The organism is Streptosporangium sp. NPDC048886 (genome assembly GCF_055586905.1).
Genome location: NZ_JBVJHH010000043.1, coordinates 75,565 through 92,161, shown reverse-complemented (window position 1 = coordinate 92,161; position 16,597 = coordinate 75,565). Strand labels below are relative to the sequence as shown.

Genomic DNA, 16,597 nt, shown 5'->3' with positions numbered 1-16,597 from the left:
CAACCGCTCCCGCCGGTCGCGTTCCGCGGCGGTCAGCCCGCCACCCTCGGCATACCTCATACCTCCGGGATAGCCGATTGCCGCAGGCCATCACAAGCCGACCCCGTCGTAATACCAGCCTTTCAAGCTCAGTAGCAGAATTTGGACCGTTTTAAACGGGAAATTCATAGACATAAAGAAGAGCACTAAATTGCAATAATGGGTGGTGGATAACGCGGAATGCGGCCCCGCCCGCGAGACCTCCGGCCCGCCACGGCACGGAGCCGGGGGCCGAGTGGCGCACAAGCCGGTCATGTTGCTACGGTGTACGACTGAAGCAAGCCGTATGCGGAGCAGGTGCGCAGGCCAACGGCTTGAATCTCGGGGCCTTAGCTCAGTTGGCAGAGCGCCTGCTTTGCAAGCAGGATGTCAGGAGTTCGAATCTCCTAGGCTCCACCCTCCTCAGGACACAAAAAAGCCCAGGTCAGGCACATTGCCGCAACCTGAGCTTCGATCTTCATTCGGCCTTCTTCCGCTCCCGTGCCCGTTGCGTGCCCGATCCCTTCTTCAGTGCCCCACGGGCGAGGTCGTCGAGCTTGCGGGCCACCTCCCGCTGCCGCTCGTCGGTCGAGTGCTGATGGATCATCGCTGCCCGCGTGCTGGAGGGGCCCATGCGTTCCATCAGCTCCCGGATCGGCGCCCCGGCGTTCGCGGCGAGGGTGTTTCCGGTGTGCCGCAGGTCGTGAAAGTAGATCTTTGGAAGGCCCGCGTCCACGAGCGCCTGAGCCCAGACACGCCGGTTGAAGTCGGTGTTGCGGAGCGGCCCGTCATCCGGCCCCGCGAAGATCAGTCCCTCGTCGCCATCCCAGGTGAAGTCCTTCACGTGTGCCCGCAGGTCCTCGATGATCAAGGCGGCGGCGCGCCGCGCCTCCGCACCGGGGCTGCACCGCTGTCCGTAAGATCGCTTCAGCTGCTGGCCCCGGCCGTTTCACGGCCCCTTTGGAGTGCTTCGCATTGGCGTCGGCCGCTTCGCTCTCCGAGGGCGCTACCTCTGCGGCCAACCACGCTCGGAACGTTCACGGTCATGCGTTAGCGCCAGGCGTACGGCGAAGTAGATGACCAGGAACTGAATGAGAGCGCCAAGCAGCATAAAGAGCACGCTCACACCCGAGGCGCTGAAATTCATGATCTCTCCCTCATCGCCGTATGATCAGCCTGCCTGCCCTCGCCCACGCTGTCCACCGCCGATCCCACGACAGGTGTTGTCTTCAAGACAGTGATGTGGCGCTGAAACCGGTACCAGCCTCACGATCGCCTGATGCGGGCTGATCTCCGTACGGGGTCGGGGGCGATCGGCGATTCGGGACTTCGTTCCTAATGGCGGTGTGGGCGCGTTCCCCGGTACGGTCGCGGGACTGGATGCCTTTTTCGTTCCAGGATCTTCGAGGTCTCTTGGCTGAGGCTGGTGCCGGTGCCCCGAACCGCCAGATGGGGGCGCGCCCGCCGGGTAGACCGTGATCTGAGCCCGCCCGCGCAAGGCGAACCCCTTTCATTCGTTGGTGAGCGGCCGGCTCTCGACAAGATCGGGGCCTGCGCGGGTCGCTGGAGTCACGAACGGCTCATCGGATGATAGGCCTACTGAGCCTTGTCATCAGGGCGCCGGATGACTCCGCCACAGGGCAGCCAAGCAACCGCATGCAGCGGAGGTGACCATGAGAGCCTTCTGCGGAATCGACTGGGCCGAACACCACCACGACATCGCACTGGTGGATGAGACCGGCACGGTGATCGTCCGACGGCGCATCACCGAGACCGTGCAGGGCTATCAGGAACTACTGGAGATGCTCGCCCAGGTGGACAACAATGTGGACATCATGATCCCGGTCGCGATCGAAACGCCTCACGGTCTGCTGGTGGCCTGCCTGCGCGCCTCGGGCCGCCCGGTGTTCGCGATCAACCCGTTCGGCGCGTCCCGTTACCGGGAAAGGCACGCGGTCTCCCGCAAGAAGTCCGACTGCCAAGCCATCCTCATCAGCCACCAGAACCGGCCCGACCTGGCCGCCCCCGGCAACCACCCCGACATCCAAGCCTTCGGCTGGGACCTGGCCCTACGCGACGCCGACCCCGACGCCCCGCTGTTCACCGGCGAGAAGATCACCGCCAATCGCGACATCACCATCATGCTCGGCGTCCGCACCGGACACCCCGTCATCCACCGCCGCAGCATGTTCCACCGAGGCCACACCGCGACCATCCACGGCGCATCGGCCCGTCTGGAGATCAACTCCTACGCCAACGCCGACATGCTCCCCGACTGGGAGGACCCCAAGCGCTTCGCCCAGTACCGCAAGCGACCCGGCTTCTTCTACCAGTCACTCATCCGCGAACACGGCCCCATCCGGTGGATGACCCTGACGACCTCCCGCATCGCCCACGAAGACGAACGCGCCCATCTGGGCATGGACTACGCCGAGGCCCTCCTGATCATCCGCCGCACCATGGCCTACGCCAACGGCCACCCCATCGAGGTCACCGAGGTCAAGGCCCCCGCCAACCGCACGAGATCGGCTACAGCGCCGAACTCGCCGACGACACCAGCGCGGTCTTCACCCCCGAAGAACTCGCCGACAACGGCATCGCCCTGGTGATCTAAACCTAATACTCCAGCCGAGAGCGTGATGTTGCTGGTGGGGGTACCTGAAGGTCGGTTGTCACCCAGAAACAACACTCCGGCGGCGATCACCTGGCTGATTGTCACCCGGAGCAACTGGCTTGGTGGCGAAGCGCCGTGATTGGCGCGAGATGTCAGGGTGTAAAGATCACGCTGCAGCCCTTCGCTGTGTGGGGCACGAACGGGAGGACGTCCTCAGATGAGGCGATGGGTCGCTGCGCCGGCCGTCATGCTGGTTGTCCCGATGGTGGTGGCTGGACTCGGTACTACCGCGAACGCCCAGGCCGCTTCGGCCGACCCGATCGACGCGCTGAAGCGCCAGCTCGTCGAAAACCGGGGTGTGAAGATGTCGAAGGTCCGCACCTTCACAACAGGCGGAGAGAAGGAGCACTTTTGGACTGAGGCCGTTGTCGAGTTCGGCAAGGGAAAGATCAGGGCCATCGATATGACATATGACTCCGACCGTAGAAATTGGACCGACCCCATACGGCAGATCATCATTGAGGGCCGCCAGTACATCCAGGACGACCACTTGCCCGACGGCAAAAGCTGGCTCCTCAACGAAGACAGCGAGATCCGGCCGGTCTTGGGCTCCGACTGGATCAAGCTCGCCGATCCGGTGATGCTGAAGACGGTGCTGGCCACCACCAAGGTCAAACGCCCCGCGGGCATCTACGACGGCACGCACACCACGCTCTACCAGGGAGCGATCACCCTCGGTCAGCTCTACAAGGCCTCTCCCGGATTCCCCTTCGGACTCATGGAGAAGCCCACCGGAAAGGCCGCGAAGGCCAAGATCTCCTGGCGGCTCTGGCTCGGCGAGGACCAGCTGGTGCGCAGAGCCTGGGGTTCGTGGAGCGAACCGTTCTCCGAAAATGGTGACGTCCGCATCTCGTATGTCGTTGATGCTCGTCTCACCGGCTGGGGCGCCGAAACCGACATCGCGGCTCCTTCCGCCGATGATGTAGCGACGCCCTCGGACTGGTAGAGGTCTGAGACCGCCGTCTCCCTTCCAAACGGCCAAGGCGTCCTGACGCATGGGTGCCCACGAGGGCGCTTTAGACGGAAGGTCACGATCTACGGCTGGAGTACTTAGCCATCAACATAGACGCCGATCGTGGATGGCTCAGAGTTTCTTTACTGGTTTTTAAATCCACTGCGTAGGGCTTGAGCTGGGAGTTCTCCGGAGTGGCTACGCGGCTCGGCGATATTCGTTACTCGTTGATCAGCCCGCCGAGCACCTACCGGTGTTCGATCCGGTCTTCCAGCGGTATGACGGCCTGCTCGTCAGGCCGCCTCGCTTCGGCCCAGCAGCACCAGCCAGCCGAACGCCCGGAGCGCGATCAGATGCAGGAGACGGAGAGACACGAGAACCGATCTTGCCTGTACCGCCGCATCAGGTCGATCCGCAGGTCAAGCGCCCTACAACGACTTTTGAAGCGCTACACGGTTCAGCGGGGACGGCGGCCTTTCCTGCCCCGGCCGGTCTGCGCGCCCCGGCGACCCGACCCGTCCGGAGCGGGACTCCGCGGTTGCTTCCGGGCCTTCCCCGGGGCAGGCGCGGGGGTACGGCCCCGCGAGCTGTTCACCGTACGCCCACGGACAATGCCGATGAAGTCCTCCACCAGCTCAGTCGTCGCCTCCGTGGGCCAGGCCAGCGCGATCTGCGACTGCGGCGTCTCCACAACCGGCCGGTAGGTCAGATCTTTGCGGTGATACAGGCGCGCCAGCGACTGTGGGACCAGCAGCAGCCCGGCCCCCGCCGCCACCAGCTCGATCGCCTCCACCGTCGTGTCCGGACGCGTGAAAGCCGGCAGTCCGGGCAGGGCCGTCCACTCAAGGGTGTCGTCCATCGGACGGAACACCTCCTCGTCGGCGAGATCGGCAACAGTCACCTCGTCGGCGGCGGCCACCATGTGATCCTTCGGCACCATGACCACGGTGGTCTCGGCATAGAGAGGAATCACGCTGAGCCCTTCGCGGTCCACGGGCAGCCGCACGAACCCGGCGTCGGCGCCGCCGTCGTGCAGGAACTTCACCACCTCGGCGGCGGCAACGGAGACCAGGACGAGTGGCACGTCGGGCACACGCTCGGCCCAGACGTTGACCCATTTGGTGGGCGTCACCCCAGGCACGTAAGCCAGCCGGAATTCCCTGTCAGTCACCTCCTCACGGTACCGGTGTCAGGGAAAGCGGCTTCGCGCCATACCCTTGACACCATGACCAAGCTCAAGACCACTCAGACGATGAAGCCCGCGACCGCGGCCAAGAAGCTGGGTGTGCTCCTCTCGGCCACTCCCGCCGAGTTCCAGGAGGGAGTCGTCTCCAGGGATGAGCTGAACGCGCTACAGGCCGATCCGCCGGCATGGCTGGCCGATCTGCGGCGCAACGGGCCGCACCCCCGGCAGGTCGTCGCCGTGAAGCTGGGCATCTCCAACTCGGGCCTGGCCAGGGGCGGCATCACCGGGCCGCTCACCACCGCCGAGATCGACGCCATCAAGGCGGAGGACCCCGAGTGGCTGAAGCGCGAGCGGTCGGTTCAGGCCGAGGTGCGCAAGGAGGCGCAGCGCCTCAAGCAGCGCTAGTCAGCCGATGGAAGTGGCGATCTGGTCCGGTTCGGTCCGCCGTCATTTGGGCCGGCCGCTGAGTCTTTCCAGCACGGCCCGGCGCGTGAGCGGCTCCACCGCGCCGTGGCTGACCGGGACGTGCCGGCCCGGGGCGTAGCTCGGCATCACGGGTGCCGAAAATGCATCCGTCCAGGTCAAGTAGCATGCCCGCACTCCCTCAACATGCCCGTACTTCCTCAAGAGGCGGGCCGCGCATGGCACGCTGCCGCAGGTCGCGAACGTGATCGCCGGGCCATTGGCAAGCCGTCAAGGGCGGTCAACAAGGGTCAGTCATGGTGACTCGCGGACTGCCTCTCGCCCAGGTCGTGGGTGTTTCCCCTGATGATCAGACCGATTCGCAAGCAGGATGTCAGGAGTTCGAATCTCCTAGGCTCCGCCCTCCTCAGGGCACGAAAAAGCCCAGGTCAGGCACGTTTCCGCAACCTGGGCTTCGATCTTCCTTCGGTCTTCTCCGGCCTCCGTGCCCATTGTGTGCCCGATCCCTCCCTGAGTGCCCCACGGGCGAGGTCGTCGAACTTGCGGGCCACCTCTCGCTGTCGCTCGTCGGTCGAGTTCTGACAGGTCATCGTGGCCTGCTCCCCTGCCGGGGGCGGGCCGCTTCGCGTCGTCGAAGGATCCGAGGTCAAGATCACGGGCGGACAAGCCTTGGCGATTGCTCAGTCCTGAAGGCATAGAGATCTCCCAGTCCGGACAAGAGCCTCCAGATCCAGGCGAAGAGGTGCCAGAGCCGACGGAAGGGCCACAGGATCCACACGAAGAACTGCTCGATCCAGCTGAACGGCTTCAATACGGCAGGGAAGATTTCCGCCAAGTCCAGCGACCGCAGCGCCCAGCACCAACCACGATGCCCCTGCCTGCGGTACATCACAGACGAGAACAGGAGGAGCGGGAGCGTCACCGCCAGCATGAGCGCGAGCCCCAGCGGCCCCCACCACCAGATCACCCCCGTCCACAGGATCCCGTACAACGCCCAGTGGAACGCCAGTCCGCCCAGCAGCCAGCCCACACCGTCTTCCGATTGGACGTACAGCGCGAAGCACGTCTTCTGGTGCACACACACGTCGGGTAGGGAGGCGTCAAGGGGAACCGTCCGCTTCTCGCGCTCCGGTGGAGGCACGGGGCTCTCCCGCCGGCTCCGGGGGTGTATCTCACCACTCATGCCCCTGCTCTAACGGAGCCTGCTTGGATCCCACTGGTCGGCAAGTTGTAGGGACCCCCGCCTGTCGCTTGCTGAGCTGACGTCCCCCGGATGGTGTCGAGAGAGCAACACGAGGCAACACGGGACCTCTCGCCGAATTGTTCCTATAGGGGTCAAGGCGGCGGCTAGGGGTCAAGGCGGCGGCTAGGGGTCAAGGCGGCGGCGCGGAGCGTCGTCGCCGTCCGGCTCTCCGCCCGCACGCCGCCCGGGTGTGCGGCGTGGGTGCCGGTCCCGGCCGGCGGCGCCCCGGCCCGTAGCCGCGCCACGCGCCCACCGTACTCAGTTCACTCGCCGACTCTGGCGACGCACCGCCGTCCGAAAATCGCTTCGACCACCGGTCTCACCCGTTTCACGGCTCTTTCGGGGGCTTCGTAAGGGCCTGTGGCGAAAGTGCTGGTAGGGGTCGGTTCATCGATGTCCGGTGTCAATCGGTGCGGTGTGGCCTGGTTTCGTGGCAGTCGGTGGTCACCCACCTGAGGAAAGGCGGGTTTCCAGTGCCCGAGGCAGCGGGTAGGCGCGCTCCGTGGGGAACAGCCGCTGGGCTTTTGCGGCATGCCCAGTCTGTATCAGGGAAGCAGCCTTGCGGACCTGCGGGGTGAGGTCGGTGAGACTGACAATCCAGTCGTCGGTGAACGTGCGAATCAGATGGCGGCCAATGCCGACCTGGATGCTGTAATGGTTAAGCGCCGCCCCGCGCGGCGAGCGCTCCGGGTCCCACTGGACATGCACGGCCGCCTCGGCGACGGCCGCTGGGTCTGCGGTCGTGAGTACGGCCTGGGTCAGGGCATCCTCCCAGCCTTCACGCGTTATCCGGACCGCGAGAACGCGCTCCTGACCGGGTTTGCGGGCCCAGTTGCTGCGGTGCATCAGCCACATGAACGACGGCTTGATCCACGTCATCCTGTGGAATGAGAACGGTGTAACGAAGCGACCTGCCCGCAGTGCCGCGTCGGCGATGGCAGGCGCGTACGCCTGGTAGACCACGATCGTGCGAGCGTCGTAGTCGGCACGAATCTGATATTGGGGTGCCATGCGCCGCACCCTGCCATCCGTCCCATGAGCCTCGCGAGCCGTTTTCTCGCACTGGCCGCGCAGCCGGTTGCGAAAGTGCTGGTCACAGCCGCTCGTTGATGGCCGCGACGAGGACGGTCGCTCCGTAGCGGACGGCGGGTTTCTCGTAGCGGGTGGCCACCGCGCGATGCCTCTTGAGGCGGTTGATCCCGCACTCCACCGCGTGGCGCTCGCGATAATCGGTCTTGTCGAACTTCGGCGGACGGCCGCCGCGGGAGCCAAGTTTCTTGCGGTTGCGGACATGGTCAGCCTTGTCCGGGATGGTGCAGCGGATACCACGACGCCGCAGGTAGGCACGGTTCTTGCGGGAGGCGTACGCCCTGTCGGCCCGCACCCGGTCCGGCCGGGTGCGGGGCCTACCGGGCCCCAGCCGATGCACCCGGATCTTCTTCAGTACGGGCTCGAACTGAGGAGAGTCCCCACGCTGCCGGCCGTGATCACGATGGACATGGGCTTCTGGCCCTGTTCGACGGCCAGGTGCAGCTTGGTGGTCAGGCCGCCACGCGAGCGTCCGAGCCCGTGGTCCTCGGGCTCGGAAGTGAGGCCGTCGGGCGGCTCCTTCTGGAGGTCCCCCTTTTCAGCGTGAGCGGGCAGCTGGAGGGAGATGCTGACCAAGCGCGTCGCAGCAGACGTCGAAGCCGCTGTGTCGAGGGCATTCGATCCCACCGACTCGCGGACAGTAGTAGACGTCCGGGCAGCCGCAGTCAAAGAATTCGGGCAAGGGCTCAGGGAGACTGCTCACGACCGTGAGCATGCGTCGGGCGTTCCACGTTGGGCAACTGTCAAGGTCTACCCCGTGCCCAACCTCGGCAGCTCCGTCAGCGTCGCCGATGAGGAGGAACCTCGGCCAGGAAGGCTGCAGAGAGGTAGCCGGCACTTGTCGCGGAAGAGAGACCGATCGTTTCGAAACGGAACCGGCGAGTCGGATAAGCAGGGGCGATGTCCTGGCCGGCAGTGGCAGGATGCCGAGGTGGATCTGATCTTGCGCGCTGCAGGCACCCTGCTGGATACCGAGCTGTTCGATCCGGTCGATCTGGGGGGTAGCACCCGCAGCACCGTGCTGCGCTGCCGGACGGCCGCCGGCGGCAGCGTGATCGTCAAGTCGTTCCCCAACGAGCCGGAGGCACTGCGCTCCTTCACGTCCGAGGCGGCCGGGCTCTCGTTGCGACTGGCCGGACCTGCGCTACTGGGCGTGGACGCCGCGGTACCGCTACTGGTGATGGCGGATCTCGGGGGCGCGCCGACGTTGGCGGACGTGCTGCTCGGGGACGACCCCGAAGCCGCCGCAGAGGGCTTGCTGGCCTGGGCCCACGGGCTCGGGCGACTGGCTGCCGAGTCGGTGCACAGGCGCGCCGATCTCGCGCAGCTGCGCCTCCGATACGACAAGGGCATGGCGTCGTGGGAGGACGAGCCGTGGATCGAGCAGAACGCCGCCGATCTACTCGCGCTGCTCACCGGGGCCGGAATCGCCGTGCCGCGAGAACTGGCGGCGGAGCTGGCTGAGATCGGGACGGCGGTCGGGAAGGAATACCCGGCGTTCACTCCGGGAGACACCTGCCCCGACAACAACCTGCTTACCCCCGAGGGTCTGCGGCTGATCGACTTCGAGGCTGCCTGCTTCCAGTCGGTCTTCCTGACGGCCGCATACTGCCGTATGCCGTTCTCCACCTGCTGGTGCGTCTTCAGACTGCCGGCCGGGCTGGCGGAGGAGATCGAGCAGGCCTTCCGCGCGGAAATCGTGGCGGTCTATCCCGCGCTGGCCGAGGACGCGGTATGGCAGGCCGGGATGCGGCGGGCGACCGCGGTCTGGACGGTGGACGCGACGGTGGCGCTGCTGCCGCGCACCCTGGAGGACGGGCCGCTTCACCGGACCCGCCGACCGGTCCCGACGAGACGGCAACTGCTGAGGCATCGCTGGGAGATGGCGAGCACGATTGAGGAGTTTCCCGCACTCGCGGAGACGATGCGGCTGCTGCTGCAGAAGGTCGCCGGAGGTTGGGCGGTCGCTCCGCTGCCGGGATATCCCGCCTTCGGAGACCGGGGCACCGGCTGATCGGTTCAGATATAGATCACCTGCGACATCATCTGCCTTCACAGGTCATGAACCTCATCCTGCAATGAGCTCTAAGCAGGCAGACACCGCCTGATACATGAGCATTTCCAGGTGCCTCGGCGGCACCCTCAGCGCGGTGTCGGGCCAGGTCAGTGGCTCGAAGCTCGGCCGGATGAGACCTTTCTCCATGTCTTTGAAGGTCTCCACGTCTTCGAAGGCGATCCGCCCGCGGGGCCTCGCCGCGCGTCGGGCGGCCGCCGGCCGTGCTGCGGCTCTTCGGCCGGTCGCGGCCGGCGCCGTCCACGCGCTCAACCGCCCCAGGCGACAGCCGAAACAATCCGAGGTCGTCATGGAGCAGGACTGGGTGGCAGCCCTATGCATGGCAATGCGTATGCCCGAAGGGAGGCTGGTGGGTGGTGCAGTGCGCTTAAGTTCTACTCCACCTGGGTCAGGGACACGATTGAATATGCATTCTTCCTGGCTTGATCTTCCCGTATTTTTCCTTTATGTGCGAATCCAGGGGGTCGCCGTAAGAATGATAATTCTCAAATGAGTCGATCTCGAGGTTTGTGTGCTCCCAGTCGGTCGACTCCATCAAGGTGAGTCGGTAGCGCTTCCGGTCACCTTCCAGCCCTGTTGTTGCAGGCGGTCGCTTGCCGTGGCTCGTGCCTCCTCGAAGTTCGGGGATCCGACATCGATAAACAAAAAATAATCCACGTTGGTGGTGCCGTCATGGTAGAACTCATGTTTGGTCTGCGCTAAGACCCTGTCGATACTGCGCACTTCGCTGACAGTGGCCGGATCGACCTCGAACGTCTCGAAACATAATTGCGTCACGCAGATGTAGAGAACGGTTAACACGCTCAGGACGACGAGCGCGGACTTGGTGGCCGCAGTCATGCGCTGCCGGCGGGGGGAACGGGCGGGATGCATCGCAGGAGACCTCCGGTGCCCATGGTGGTCCATATCGTGCGCCCTGCTTCCGGCAACCGCCCAGCTGGCCAGGCACGCCGAGCATCCCGAGATCGCCTCGTGGTGCCTGGAGACACAGGCATGGCGGGCGGTCACCGTCGGCGACTGCCGCCGCGCCTTGACCCTGACCCGAGGGGCGCAGGTGATCGCACCGCGCACAGGCTCCGCCTACATCCAGGCGACCGCGCGGGAAGGCCGGGTGGCGCGACCGGGGTCCGGCCCGGACTTGCTCCGGCGCTTCCGGTCACTGATCGACTCGATGAGGCCGGCCGGCTTGCCCGCACGACCATGACGGGCGGTGTGCTGGTGCCGTCCACCTACCGGATGGCGCGCGAGGTGGTCGGTGCCATCGAAACGCGCCATCTGCCGGGGGCCGTAGAACTACGCGAGGCGTATCGAGGGTTGAGCGACCCTGGCGCCTCGGTGTTGCCCGGCGCGGGACAGCGGCTGGGTCCGCGAGGCGTTCCTCCGTACGCGGGGCAGCCCCGCGAGGCGGTGCTCCGCCGGGCTGCCGTTGTCCATCGGGGCTAGTCGCCGAGGCGGCTAGCCATCGGAGCCGCCGTTGCAGTACTGCTGGTCCCACCTTGCGTCCCTGTAGCTGTAGCAGTAGTAGCAGCCGTCATCTCTCCACTTGCACAGGTTGGGGTTGGGGGAGATGAGGGTGCCGTGCCGGGCCGACGCGCAGGAGCTCGGCGCGGAGGCCTGCGCGGTGCCGGTGACGGTTCCGGTGACGGTTCCGGTGACGAAGAGCGTGGACGCCGCGAGCGCGACGGCGAAGAGCAAACGCTTGAGCATCAGAGATCACTCCCTGAGGTGAGGACCGAACCCCGATTGACGGGGATGACGAGCGTCGGTTCCGGGTCCCGGGATACGCCGATGCGGCGCTGAACATCACTCACACTAATCGCGCTGTCAGGTTAAATCTCCCAGCTGGCGGCAAAAAGTTACTTCTGCTTCATCGCTACATAAATGTAATTATCCGCATCCACAGAGAAATACGGCATTACGCCCCAGTTGGCTGCCGTCGGCCTTTGGGCTGCGGATTCATGTCGCCGGTGGGATCCTGGACGGCACTTCCCCGGGGGTTTCAGTGTGGCGCCACAGGGACGGAAATGGCAGGCAAGGAAATCGGCGACATCGTTGGCGGAATCCTGGGAAGGGAGGCGCGGAAAGCGCATTCAGAGATCTTGAGCCCGCACTTCATGACGGCATGCAGTACGAGAGCCTTTACCCGGTGGACATCGTGGAGGCCGCCAAGGAGATCGCCGCATACCTCGAAGGCGTCTCGCCCGAGACGTGGCCTGCCGGCTCGATGCGCCGCGACGCGTCTCCGCCGGTTCCCCCGAGAACGGAGGAATTCCGGCGAGGACTTCGAGCGACACGAGCCAGACGCCCCTGCGGCGGTGAGCGGCAGGAGCTGAAGGGCTAGGCCGTACGGCGGGCGATGAGGTGGGCCTGCGGGAAGCCTCGCTGGGGGTCCTCTCCGGGGGCGACGATCAGCCGGGCCACCTCGGTGAACCCGGCCTTGAGCAGCAGCTCGGCCACGCGGTCGGGCGAATACCGGTAGGCGAGGGACACCTTGTGGTCGAACGCCTCCGCCAGTTCGGTGGGGTGGTCGTAGCCCTGGAAGGAGAGCAGCAGGTGACCGCCGGGCGCCAGCGCGCGGTGGAACTCGGCGAGCGTTCCAGGGAGCCGCTCTGGCGGGGTGTGGATGATCGAGTAGTTGGCGAGGAGTCCGGCGAGGGAGGCGTCCTCCACCTCAAGGGCGCTCATCAGCCCCACCTCGAAGCGGAGCTCCGGATGGGCGTCGCGGGCGATTGCGATCATCTCCGGTGACAGGTCCACGCCGAAGGCGGTGACGCCGAGGGAGCGGAGATGCGCGGTGACATGGCCGGGGCCGCACCCCACGTCCGCCACCAGGCCGTCGCCGGAGGCCCGGACCAGCCCGGTGAAGACGGGGATCATCCCGTTGTTGAGCGGATCGGAGTGGAAGCGCTCGCCGATGAACTCGGTGTAGCGGACGGCGGCGCTGTCGTAGGCGGCGCGGGTGGCGGTGAGGAAGTCCGGCTCGGTCATGGGTGGCCATGTTAGGGCCCGTTCGGCACTGTGGGCGGTCGCTGCGCAGGGCGCCGGGCCACGTGCGGGCCGCCGCGACGATCATGCCTGTCCACCGGCTCGCGGTCTGCGGCGGAGGCTGGTCTGCCAGCCGGGGCGCACTTGACGAGGAGAGGCCCGCTCGGCCGGCGGGGGGACACTTGTCCGGCCGGCGAGGCGAGGCCCACCCGGTTGGCGAGGAGGCGCCCGCCCGGCCGACGAGGAGATATTCCTCCGACCCGCGCCGCCATCGCCACCTCCTCACCTGCGGCGGCGCCATCATTCGAGACCGGCGCCGACCATCCGAGACCGGTGCCGACCATCCGAGACCGGTGCCGACTCCTGGGGCTCGCCCGGACCCGAGCCGGGAAGACCGGTCCACCGGCAAACAAAGATTTCTTGACAAGAAAATTTGTCGGTCATAGCCTGCGGTCATGCAGGACATCGTCGTGATCGAGGATCCGGCCGCCGCCGAGGTCTCGCTGGACCCCATCCGGGCCCGGCTGCTGGCCGAGCTCAGCGAGCCCGGCTCCGCGACCATGCTGGCCGCCAGGGTCGGCCTGCCCAGGCAGAAGGTCAACTACCACCTGAAGACGCTGGAGGCGCACGGGCTCATCGAGATGATCGAGGAGCGGCGCAAGGGCAACGTCAACGAGCGCATCATGCGCGCGACCGCGGCCTCCTACGTGATCTCTCCGACCGCGCTGGCGTCAGTCGAGCCCGACCCGGCGCGCTCCCCCGACCGGCTGTCGGCGAGCTGGCTGCTGGCCGTCGCGGCCCGGCTGGTCCGCGACGTCGGGGCGCTCATCACCGGCGCCGCCCAGGCGCGCAAGCGCGTCGCGACCTTCGCGATCGACGGCGAGGTGCGCTTCGCCTCGGCCGCCGACCGGGCCGCGTTCGCCGAGGAGCTCGCCGGGGCCGTCACGGCCCTGGTGTCCAAATACCACGACGAGTCCGCCGCGCACGGCCGCGACCACCGGATCGTCGTCGCCGTCCATCCGAGCATGAGGGAAGCCCGATGACACACCCGTTCGAGCTGAGCCAGGAGATCGAGCTCGGCGCCACTCCCGAGCAGGTCTGGGACGCGATCGCGACCGGGCCGGGCGTCGACTCCTGGTTCATGGGACGCACCGAGCTCGGCACGTCCGTCGGCGGTCCGGCCGGCCTCACGATGATGGGCCACACCGAGCAGGCCACGATCACCGCCTACGAGCCGGGCGCCCGCCTCGCGACCCGCGGTGCGGAGGCCCCCGACGGCCGGTTCATGGCGGTGGAATACCTCGTCGAGGGACGCGGCGGCGGCACGACCGTGCTGCGGCTCGTGCAGAGCGGCATGCTCGGCGACGACTGGGAGACCGAGTTCGAGGCGATGAAGGCCGGCTGGCCCATCTACCTGGAGACCCTCAAGCAGTACCTCACATACTTCACCGGCCGCACCCCGTCGGTCACCACGGTCGTCCGGCCCGGAGCGGGTGGCCCGGACGCCGTCTGGAAGACCGTCACGGAGTCGCTGGGCGTCACGCCCGACGTCGGCGAGGGCGACGGCGTCCGGCTCCCGAACGGCTCCGCCGGGGTCGTCTACTACGCGAACCTGCCCGTCAATCTGGGCATCCGGACGGACGAGGGCCTGTACCGGTTCATCCACTCCGGTACCGCCCGCGGCGACGCCCTCGTCCTCGGCCACCAGAACTTCGCCGGCCGCGACGAGCAGGCCGCGTGGGACGCCTGGACGGCCGAGCGCTTCGGCTGACCGGCCGGTCCCGACCAGCGGTGCCGGAGCCCGGCAACGCGGTCCCACCCAGCAGCGCAACCCCGAATCCCCAGCAGCGCAACCCCGAATCAGCGGAACAACCCCGGAGGAGCGAGACCCATGCGCATCGTGATCATTGAGTTCATGAGCTTGGACGGCGTCGTGCAGGCGCCAGGCGGACCCGGCGAGGACACCGACGGCGGCTTCGCCCACGGCGGCTGGTCGCACCCGTTCTTCGACCCGGAGGTGGTGGGCGGTGCCTTCGGCGACGCGATGACCGGTGCCGAGGCGCTGCTGTTCGGGCGCCGCACGTGGCAGACGATGGCGGCGGCGTGGCCTGGGCGAGCCGGCGACCCGTTCGCCGACCAGATGAACGCCATACCGAAGTACGTCGTGTCCGACACGCTGGGCGACGACAAGCTGACGTGGGACAACACCACACGCATCCCCGGTGACGGGGCCGTCGCCCGCATCCGGGAGCTGCACGAGACCGACGGCGGCGACCTGCTGGTCATGGGGAGCCCCACGCTCGTGCGCACCCTCCTGCACGAGGGCCTGGTCGACGAGCTCCGACTCATGATCGAACCGGTGATCCTCGGCGGCGGGAAGACGATCTTCCCCGATGACGGTGCGCTGCGCACGCTTGAGCTGGTCTCCACGGTCACCAGCGGCACGGGCGTGCACGTGTGCACCTACCGGCCGGTCGCCGAGAAGTAGGTCGGGTCGGCGGCGCCGTCGGCGCCGCCCCGGACGGGGCGCTGCCGTGGCGCTGTCAGAGCGTGACGCCCCGCGCCCGGCGGCCGTTCATCCGACGGGAGCTCGACCGCCACGGCACCCCCGGAGGCCGGCGACACGGCCCGTGAGGACTTCACCGGTGCGCCGGGCCATCCGGCCGGGGACACCGGGCCGCAACCGAGAGCATAGAGATCGGCAAGTGGGGGCCGGTAGCTTCCCGGCATGAGAAAACGATCTCCTTCCCTCGCCGTCGGCCTGGCCGCCGCCGCCGTACTCGCCGCACCGGCCGCGGCCTCGGCCGCACCGGGATCACCGGTGGCCGCGGTTTCCTTGGACCAGTCGGCTTCGAAGGCCGAGGTCTTCTCCTTCCGGGGGATGAACCTGAAGTTCCCCGCCGGGTGGAAGGCGCACCGTGACGGGGACCGCGTCGTGGTGGTGACCGGGAAGTGCAAGCGGCCGGAGCCCTTCGCCGCGAACTGCCGGGGTTTCTGGGTGTTCGGCCCGAGGGCGATCACCAAGGTCCCGGTCGGAGGCGGTTTCATCACCTACACGGGCGAGAGGCAGTTCCACCCCTTCAGCGGAGTGGTGTCCTGCCCCTTCGACGCCAAGACCAGCTGGTACCCCGGGGAGAAGGCCTCCTCGACGGGGCTGCGCCAGGTCGGACCCGGCCACAAGGCGAAGTACACCACCTGGCCCAATCAGTGCGTGACAAACAGCGGCGCCCGGCGGACGGCGAGCTTCACCCAGCGGGAGTGGTTCCTGCCCTCGTCGAAGATCCTGGTGGTGGACGTCTGGAACACCCCGGGGCTGTCGGGGGTGCTCAGGCGCGCCACCTGGAGCTGACCGTGGATCGCGTGCCGGGCGAGGGCGTCCGGCACGCCGACCGGGTGGAGCCCGCCATTCCCTCCGAGGAATTGTTGATCCGCGGCCCCTCTCACAAGCTTGGGAGGGACACGGACCTGCACGCCAAGGAGAAGCAGTGACCTATATCGATGCTCGTGACCTGGCCGGCCGCTACGTCGCCCTGTGGAACGAGCCGGACGCCGAGCTACGCCGCAGCGCCATCAAGCAGCTGTGGGCCGAGGACGGCGGTCAGATCCTTCAGCCGCCCCAGGAGATCCGGGAGATCGCCGCGGGGCTGGGCTTCGACTCCACCACCCTCGAAGCGCACGGGCACGACGAGCTCGAAGTCCGGGTGACCCGCAGCTACGAGAAGTTCGTCGCTCCCGGGGAGTTCGTCTTCCAGCCGGTGGACAACGCCATCCGCCTCCACGACGTCGTCAAGTTCAACTGGGAGATGGTCCCCGCCGGCGGCGGTGCGGCGGTGGGCGGCGGTCTGGAAGTCCTCGTCCTCGACGGGAACGGCCGCATCGCCACCGACTACATGTTCCCCGGCGCCTGACAGGCCGGGCGGTAGGCAGCCGTCAAGGTCGGACGATAGACAGCC

The 16,597-nt window shown here is 67.1% G+C and carries 19 protein-coding genes and 1 tRNA gene; 11 read left to right on the top strand and 9 right to left on the bottom strand.

Going from position 1 to position 16,597, the window contains the following annotated elements:
• Positions 1-362 precede the first annotated feature (362 nt).
• Positions 363-435: transfer RNA gene (locus tag ACZ6R6_RS39165), tRNA-Ala, on the top strand.
• Positions 436-496: 61 nt separating this feature from the next.
• Here ACZ6R6_RS39165 and ACZ6R6_RS39160 read toward each other — a convergent pair.
• On the bottom strand, positions 497-889 hold the full coding sequence (locus tag ACZ6R6_RS39160) for a tyrosine-type recombinase/integrase (protein ID WP_470101995.1): 393 nt from the start codon (positions 887-889) through the stop codon (positions 497-499).
• 802 nt (positions 890-1,691) lie between these two features.
• Between ACZ6R6_RS39160 and ACZ6R6_RS39155 the strand changes: the two genes are divergently transcribed.
• Together ACZ6R6_RS39155 and ACZ6R6_RS39150 are read left to right on the top strand one after the other, a co-directional pair.
• On the top strand, positions 1,692-2,627 hold the full coding sequence (locus tag ACZ6R6_RS39155; protein ID WP_470101994.1) for an IS110 family transposase: 936 nt from the start codon (positions 1,692-1,694) through the stop codon (positions 2,625-2,627).
• Between the two features lie 222 nt (positions 2,628-2,849).
• Positions 2,850-3,638, top strand: a complete 789-nt coding sequence (locus ACZ6R6_RS39150; protein WP_470101993.1) for a hypothetical protein — start codon at positions 2,850-2,852, stop codon at positions 3,636-3,638.
• Between the two features lie 463 nt (positions 3,639-4,101).
• On the opposite strand, the gene ACZ6R6_RS39145 is transcribed toward ACZ6R6_RS39150, so the two are convergent.
• On the bottom strand, positions 4,102-4,815 hold the full coding sequence (locus tag ACZ6R6_RS39145) for a LysR family substrate-binding domain-containing protein (RefSeq protein ID WP_470101992.1): 714 nt from the start codon (positions 4,813-4,815) through the stop codon (positions 4,102-4,104).
• Between the two features lie 54 nt (positions 4,816-4,869).
• Between ACZ6R6_RS39145 and ACZ6R6_RS39140 the strand changes: the two genes are divergently transcribed.
• The gene (locus tag ACZ6R6_RS39140; protein WP_451929038.1) at positions 4,870-5,235 is read left to right on the top strand and encodes a DUF5997 family protein; all 366 of its coding nucleotides are present in this window, start codon (positions 4,870-4,872) and stop codon (positions 5,233-5,235) included.
• A 670-nt stretch (positions 5,236-5,905) separates the two neighbouring features.
• Here ACZ6R6_RS39140 and ACZ6R6_RS39135 read toward each other — a convergent pair.
• From ACZ6R6_RS39135 to ACZ6R6_RS39120, 4 genes are all read right to left on the bottom strand, one after another.
• Positions 5,906-6,331: a hypothetical protein gene (locus ACZ6R6_RS39135; RefSeq protein WP_470101991.1), complete on the bottom strand. Its 426-nt coding sequence runs from the start codon at positions 6,329-6,331 to the stop codon at positions 5,906-5,908.
• Between the two features lie 609 nt (positions 6,332-6,940).
• Positions 6,941-7,507, bottom strand: coding sequence for a DUF4291 domain-containing protein (locus ACZ6R6_RS39130; RefSeq protein WP_470101990.1), 567 nt, complete (start codon positions 7,505-7,507; stop codon positions 6,941-6,943).
• 82 nt (positions 7,508-7,589) lie between these two features.
• Positions 7,590-7,925 (bottom strand): transposase, encoded by a 336-nt coding sequence (locus tag ACZ6R6_RS39125; RefSeq protein ID WP_470101989.1) that lies wholly within the window; start codon positions 7,923-7,925, stop codon positions 7,590-7,592.
• 11 nt (positions 7,926-7,936) lie between these two features.
• Positions 7,937-8,161 carry a hypothetical protein gene (locus ACZ6R6_RS39120; RefSeq protein ID WP_470101988.1) on the bottom strand — a complete coding sequence of 75 codons (225 nt, stop codon included), beginning with the start codon at positions 8,159-8,161 and terminating at the stop codon, positions 7,937-7,939.
• A gap of 355 nt (positions 8,162-8,516) precedes the next feature.
• Between ACZ6R6_RS39120 and ACZ6R6_RS39115 the strand changes: the two genes are divergently transcribed.
• The gene (locus tag ACZ6R6_RS39115) at positions 8,517-9,599 is read left to right on the top strand and encodes a protein kinase family protein (protein WP_470101987.1); all 1,083 of its coding nucleotides are present in this window, start codon (positions 8,517-8,519) and stop codon (positions 9,597-9,599) included.
• Positions 9,600-10,193: 594 nt separating this feature from the next.
• Here the strand turns inward: ACZ6R6_RS39115 and ACZ6R6_RS39110 are convergent.
• The 3 genes from ACZ6R6_RS39110 to ACZ6R6_RS39100 all read right to left on the bottom strand — a co-directional run bounded on the left by ACZ6R6_RS39110 (position 10,194) and on the right by ACZ6R6_RS39100 (position 12,647).
• Positions 10,194-10,532, bottom strand: a complete 339-nt coding sequence (locus ACZ6R6_RS39110) for a hypothetical protein (RefSeq protein ID WP_470101986.1) — start codon at positions 10,530-10,532, stop codon at positions 10,194-10,196.
• 582 nt (positions 10,533-11,114) lie between these two features.
• The gene (locus tag ACZ6R6_RS39105; protein WP_470101985.1) at positions 11,115-11,366 is read right to left on the bottom strand and encodes a hypothetical protein; all 252 of its coding nucleotides are present in this window, start codon (positions 11,364-11,366) and stop codon (positions 11,115-11,117) included.
• Positions 11,367-11,996: 630 nt separating this feature from the next.
• Positions 11,997-12,647: a class I SAM-dependent DNA methyltransferase gene (locus tag ACZ6R6_RS39100; protein ID WP_470101984.1), complete on the bottom strand. Its 651-nt coding sequence runs from the start codon at positions 12,645-12,647 to the stop codon at positions 11,997-11,999.
• A 452-nt stretch (positions 12,648-13,099) separates the two neighbouring features.
• Here ACZ6R6_RS39100 and ACZ6R6_RS39095 point away from each other — a divergent pair, with 452 nt between their 5' ends.
• From ACZ6R6_RS39095 to ACZ6R6_RS39070, 6 genes are all read left to right on the top strand, one after another.
• Positions 13,100-13,687, top strand: a complete 588-nt coding sequence (locus ACZ6R6_RS39095) for an ArsR/SmtB family transcription factor (protein ID WP_470101983.1) — start codon at positions 13,100-13,102, stop codon at positions 13,685-13,687.
• A complete protein-coding gene (locus ACZ6R6_RS39090) occupies positions 13,684-14,415 on the top strand; it encodes an SRPBCC family protein (RefSeq protein WP_470101982.1) in 732 nt (243 codons plus the stop codon). Before ACZ6R6_RS39095 ends, ACZ6R6_RS39090 begins: the two co-directional genes overlap by 4 nt.
• Positions 14,416-14,535: 120 nt before the next feature.
• Positions 14,536-15,132 carry a dihydrofolate reductase family protein gene (locus ACZ6R6_RS39085; RefSeq protein ID WP_470101981.1) on the top strand — a complete coding sequence of 199 codons (597 nt, stop codon included), beginning with the start codon at positions 14,536-14,538 and terminating at the stop codon, positions 15,130-15,132.
• 240 nt (positions 15,133-15,372) lie between these two features.
• Positions 15,373-15,993, top strand: coding sequence for a hypothetical protein (locus ACZ6R6_RS39080; protein ID WP_470101980.1), 621 nt, complete (start codon positions 15,373-15,375; stop codon positions 15,991-15,993).
• A gap of 2 nt (positions 15,994-15,995) precedes the next feature.
• Positions 15,996-16,133, top strand: a complete 138-nt coding sequence (locus ACZ6R6_RS39075; RefSeq protein WP_470101979.1) for a hypothetical protein — start codon at positions 15,996-15,998, stop codon at positions 16,131-16,133.
• Positions 16,130-16,552: a hypothetical protein gene (locus ACZ6R6_RS39070; protein ID WP_470101978.1), complete on the top strand. Its 423-nt coding sequence runs from the start codon at positions 16,130-16,132 to the stop codon at positions 16,550-16,552. The genes ACZ6R6_RS39075 and ACZ6R6_RS39070 overlap by 4 nt, the downstream gene beginning before the upstream one ends.
• The last annotated feature ends 45 nt before the right edge of the window (positions 16,553-16,597 follow it).

Coding starts and splice junctions, on each gene's coding strand:
- ACZ6R6_RS39095 (WP_470101983.1), top strand. CDS start 13,100: ATGCAGGACATCGTCGTGATCGAGGATCCGGCCGCCGCCGAGGTCTCG.
- ACZ6R6_RS39100 (WP_470101984.1), bottom strand. CDS start 12,647: ATGACCGAGCCGGACTTCCTCACCGCCACCCGCGCCGCCTACGACAGC.
- ACZ6R6_RS39155 (WP_470101994.1), top strand. CDS start 1,692: ATGAGAGCCTTCTGCGGAATCGACTGGGCCGAACACCACCACGACATC.
- ACZ6R6_RS39140 (WP_451929038.1), top strand. CDS start 4,870: ATGACCAAGCTCAAGACCACTCAGACGATGAAGCCCGCGACCGCGGCC.
- ACZ6R6_RS39105 (WP_470101985.1), bottom strand. CDS start 11,366: ATGCTCAAGCGTTTGCTCTTCGCCGTCGCGCTCGCGGCGTCCACGCTC.
- ACZ6R6_RS39085 (WP_470101981.1), top strand. CDS start 14,536: ATGCGCATCGTGATCATTGAGTTCATGAGCTTGGACGGCGTCGTGCAG.
- ACZ6R6_RS39150 (WP_470101993.1), top strand. CDS start 2,850: ATGAGGCGATGGGTCGCTGCGCCGGCCGTCATGCTGGTTGTCCCGATG.
- ACZ6R6_RS39090 (WP_470101982.1), top strand. CDS start 13,684: ATGACACACCCGTTCGAGCTGAGCCAGGAGATCGAGCTCGGCGCCACT.
- ACZ6R6_RS39130 (WP_470101990.1), bottom strand. CDS start 7,507: ATGGCACCCCAATATCAGATTCGTGCCGACTACGACGCTCGCACGATC.
- ACZ6R6_RS39110 (WP_470101986.1), bottom strand. CDS start 10,532: ATGCATCCCGCCCGTTCCCCCCGCCGGCAGCGCATGACTGCGGCCACC.
- ACZ6R6_RS39080 (WP_470101980.1), top strand. CDS start 15,373: ATGAGAAAACGATCTCCTTCCCTCGCCGTCGGCCTGGCCGCCGCCGCC.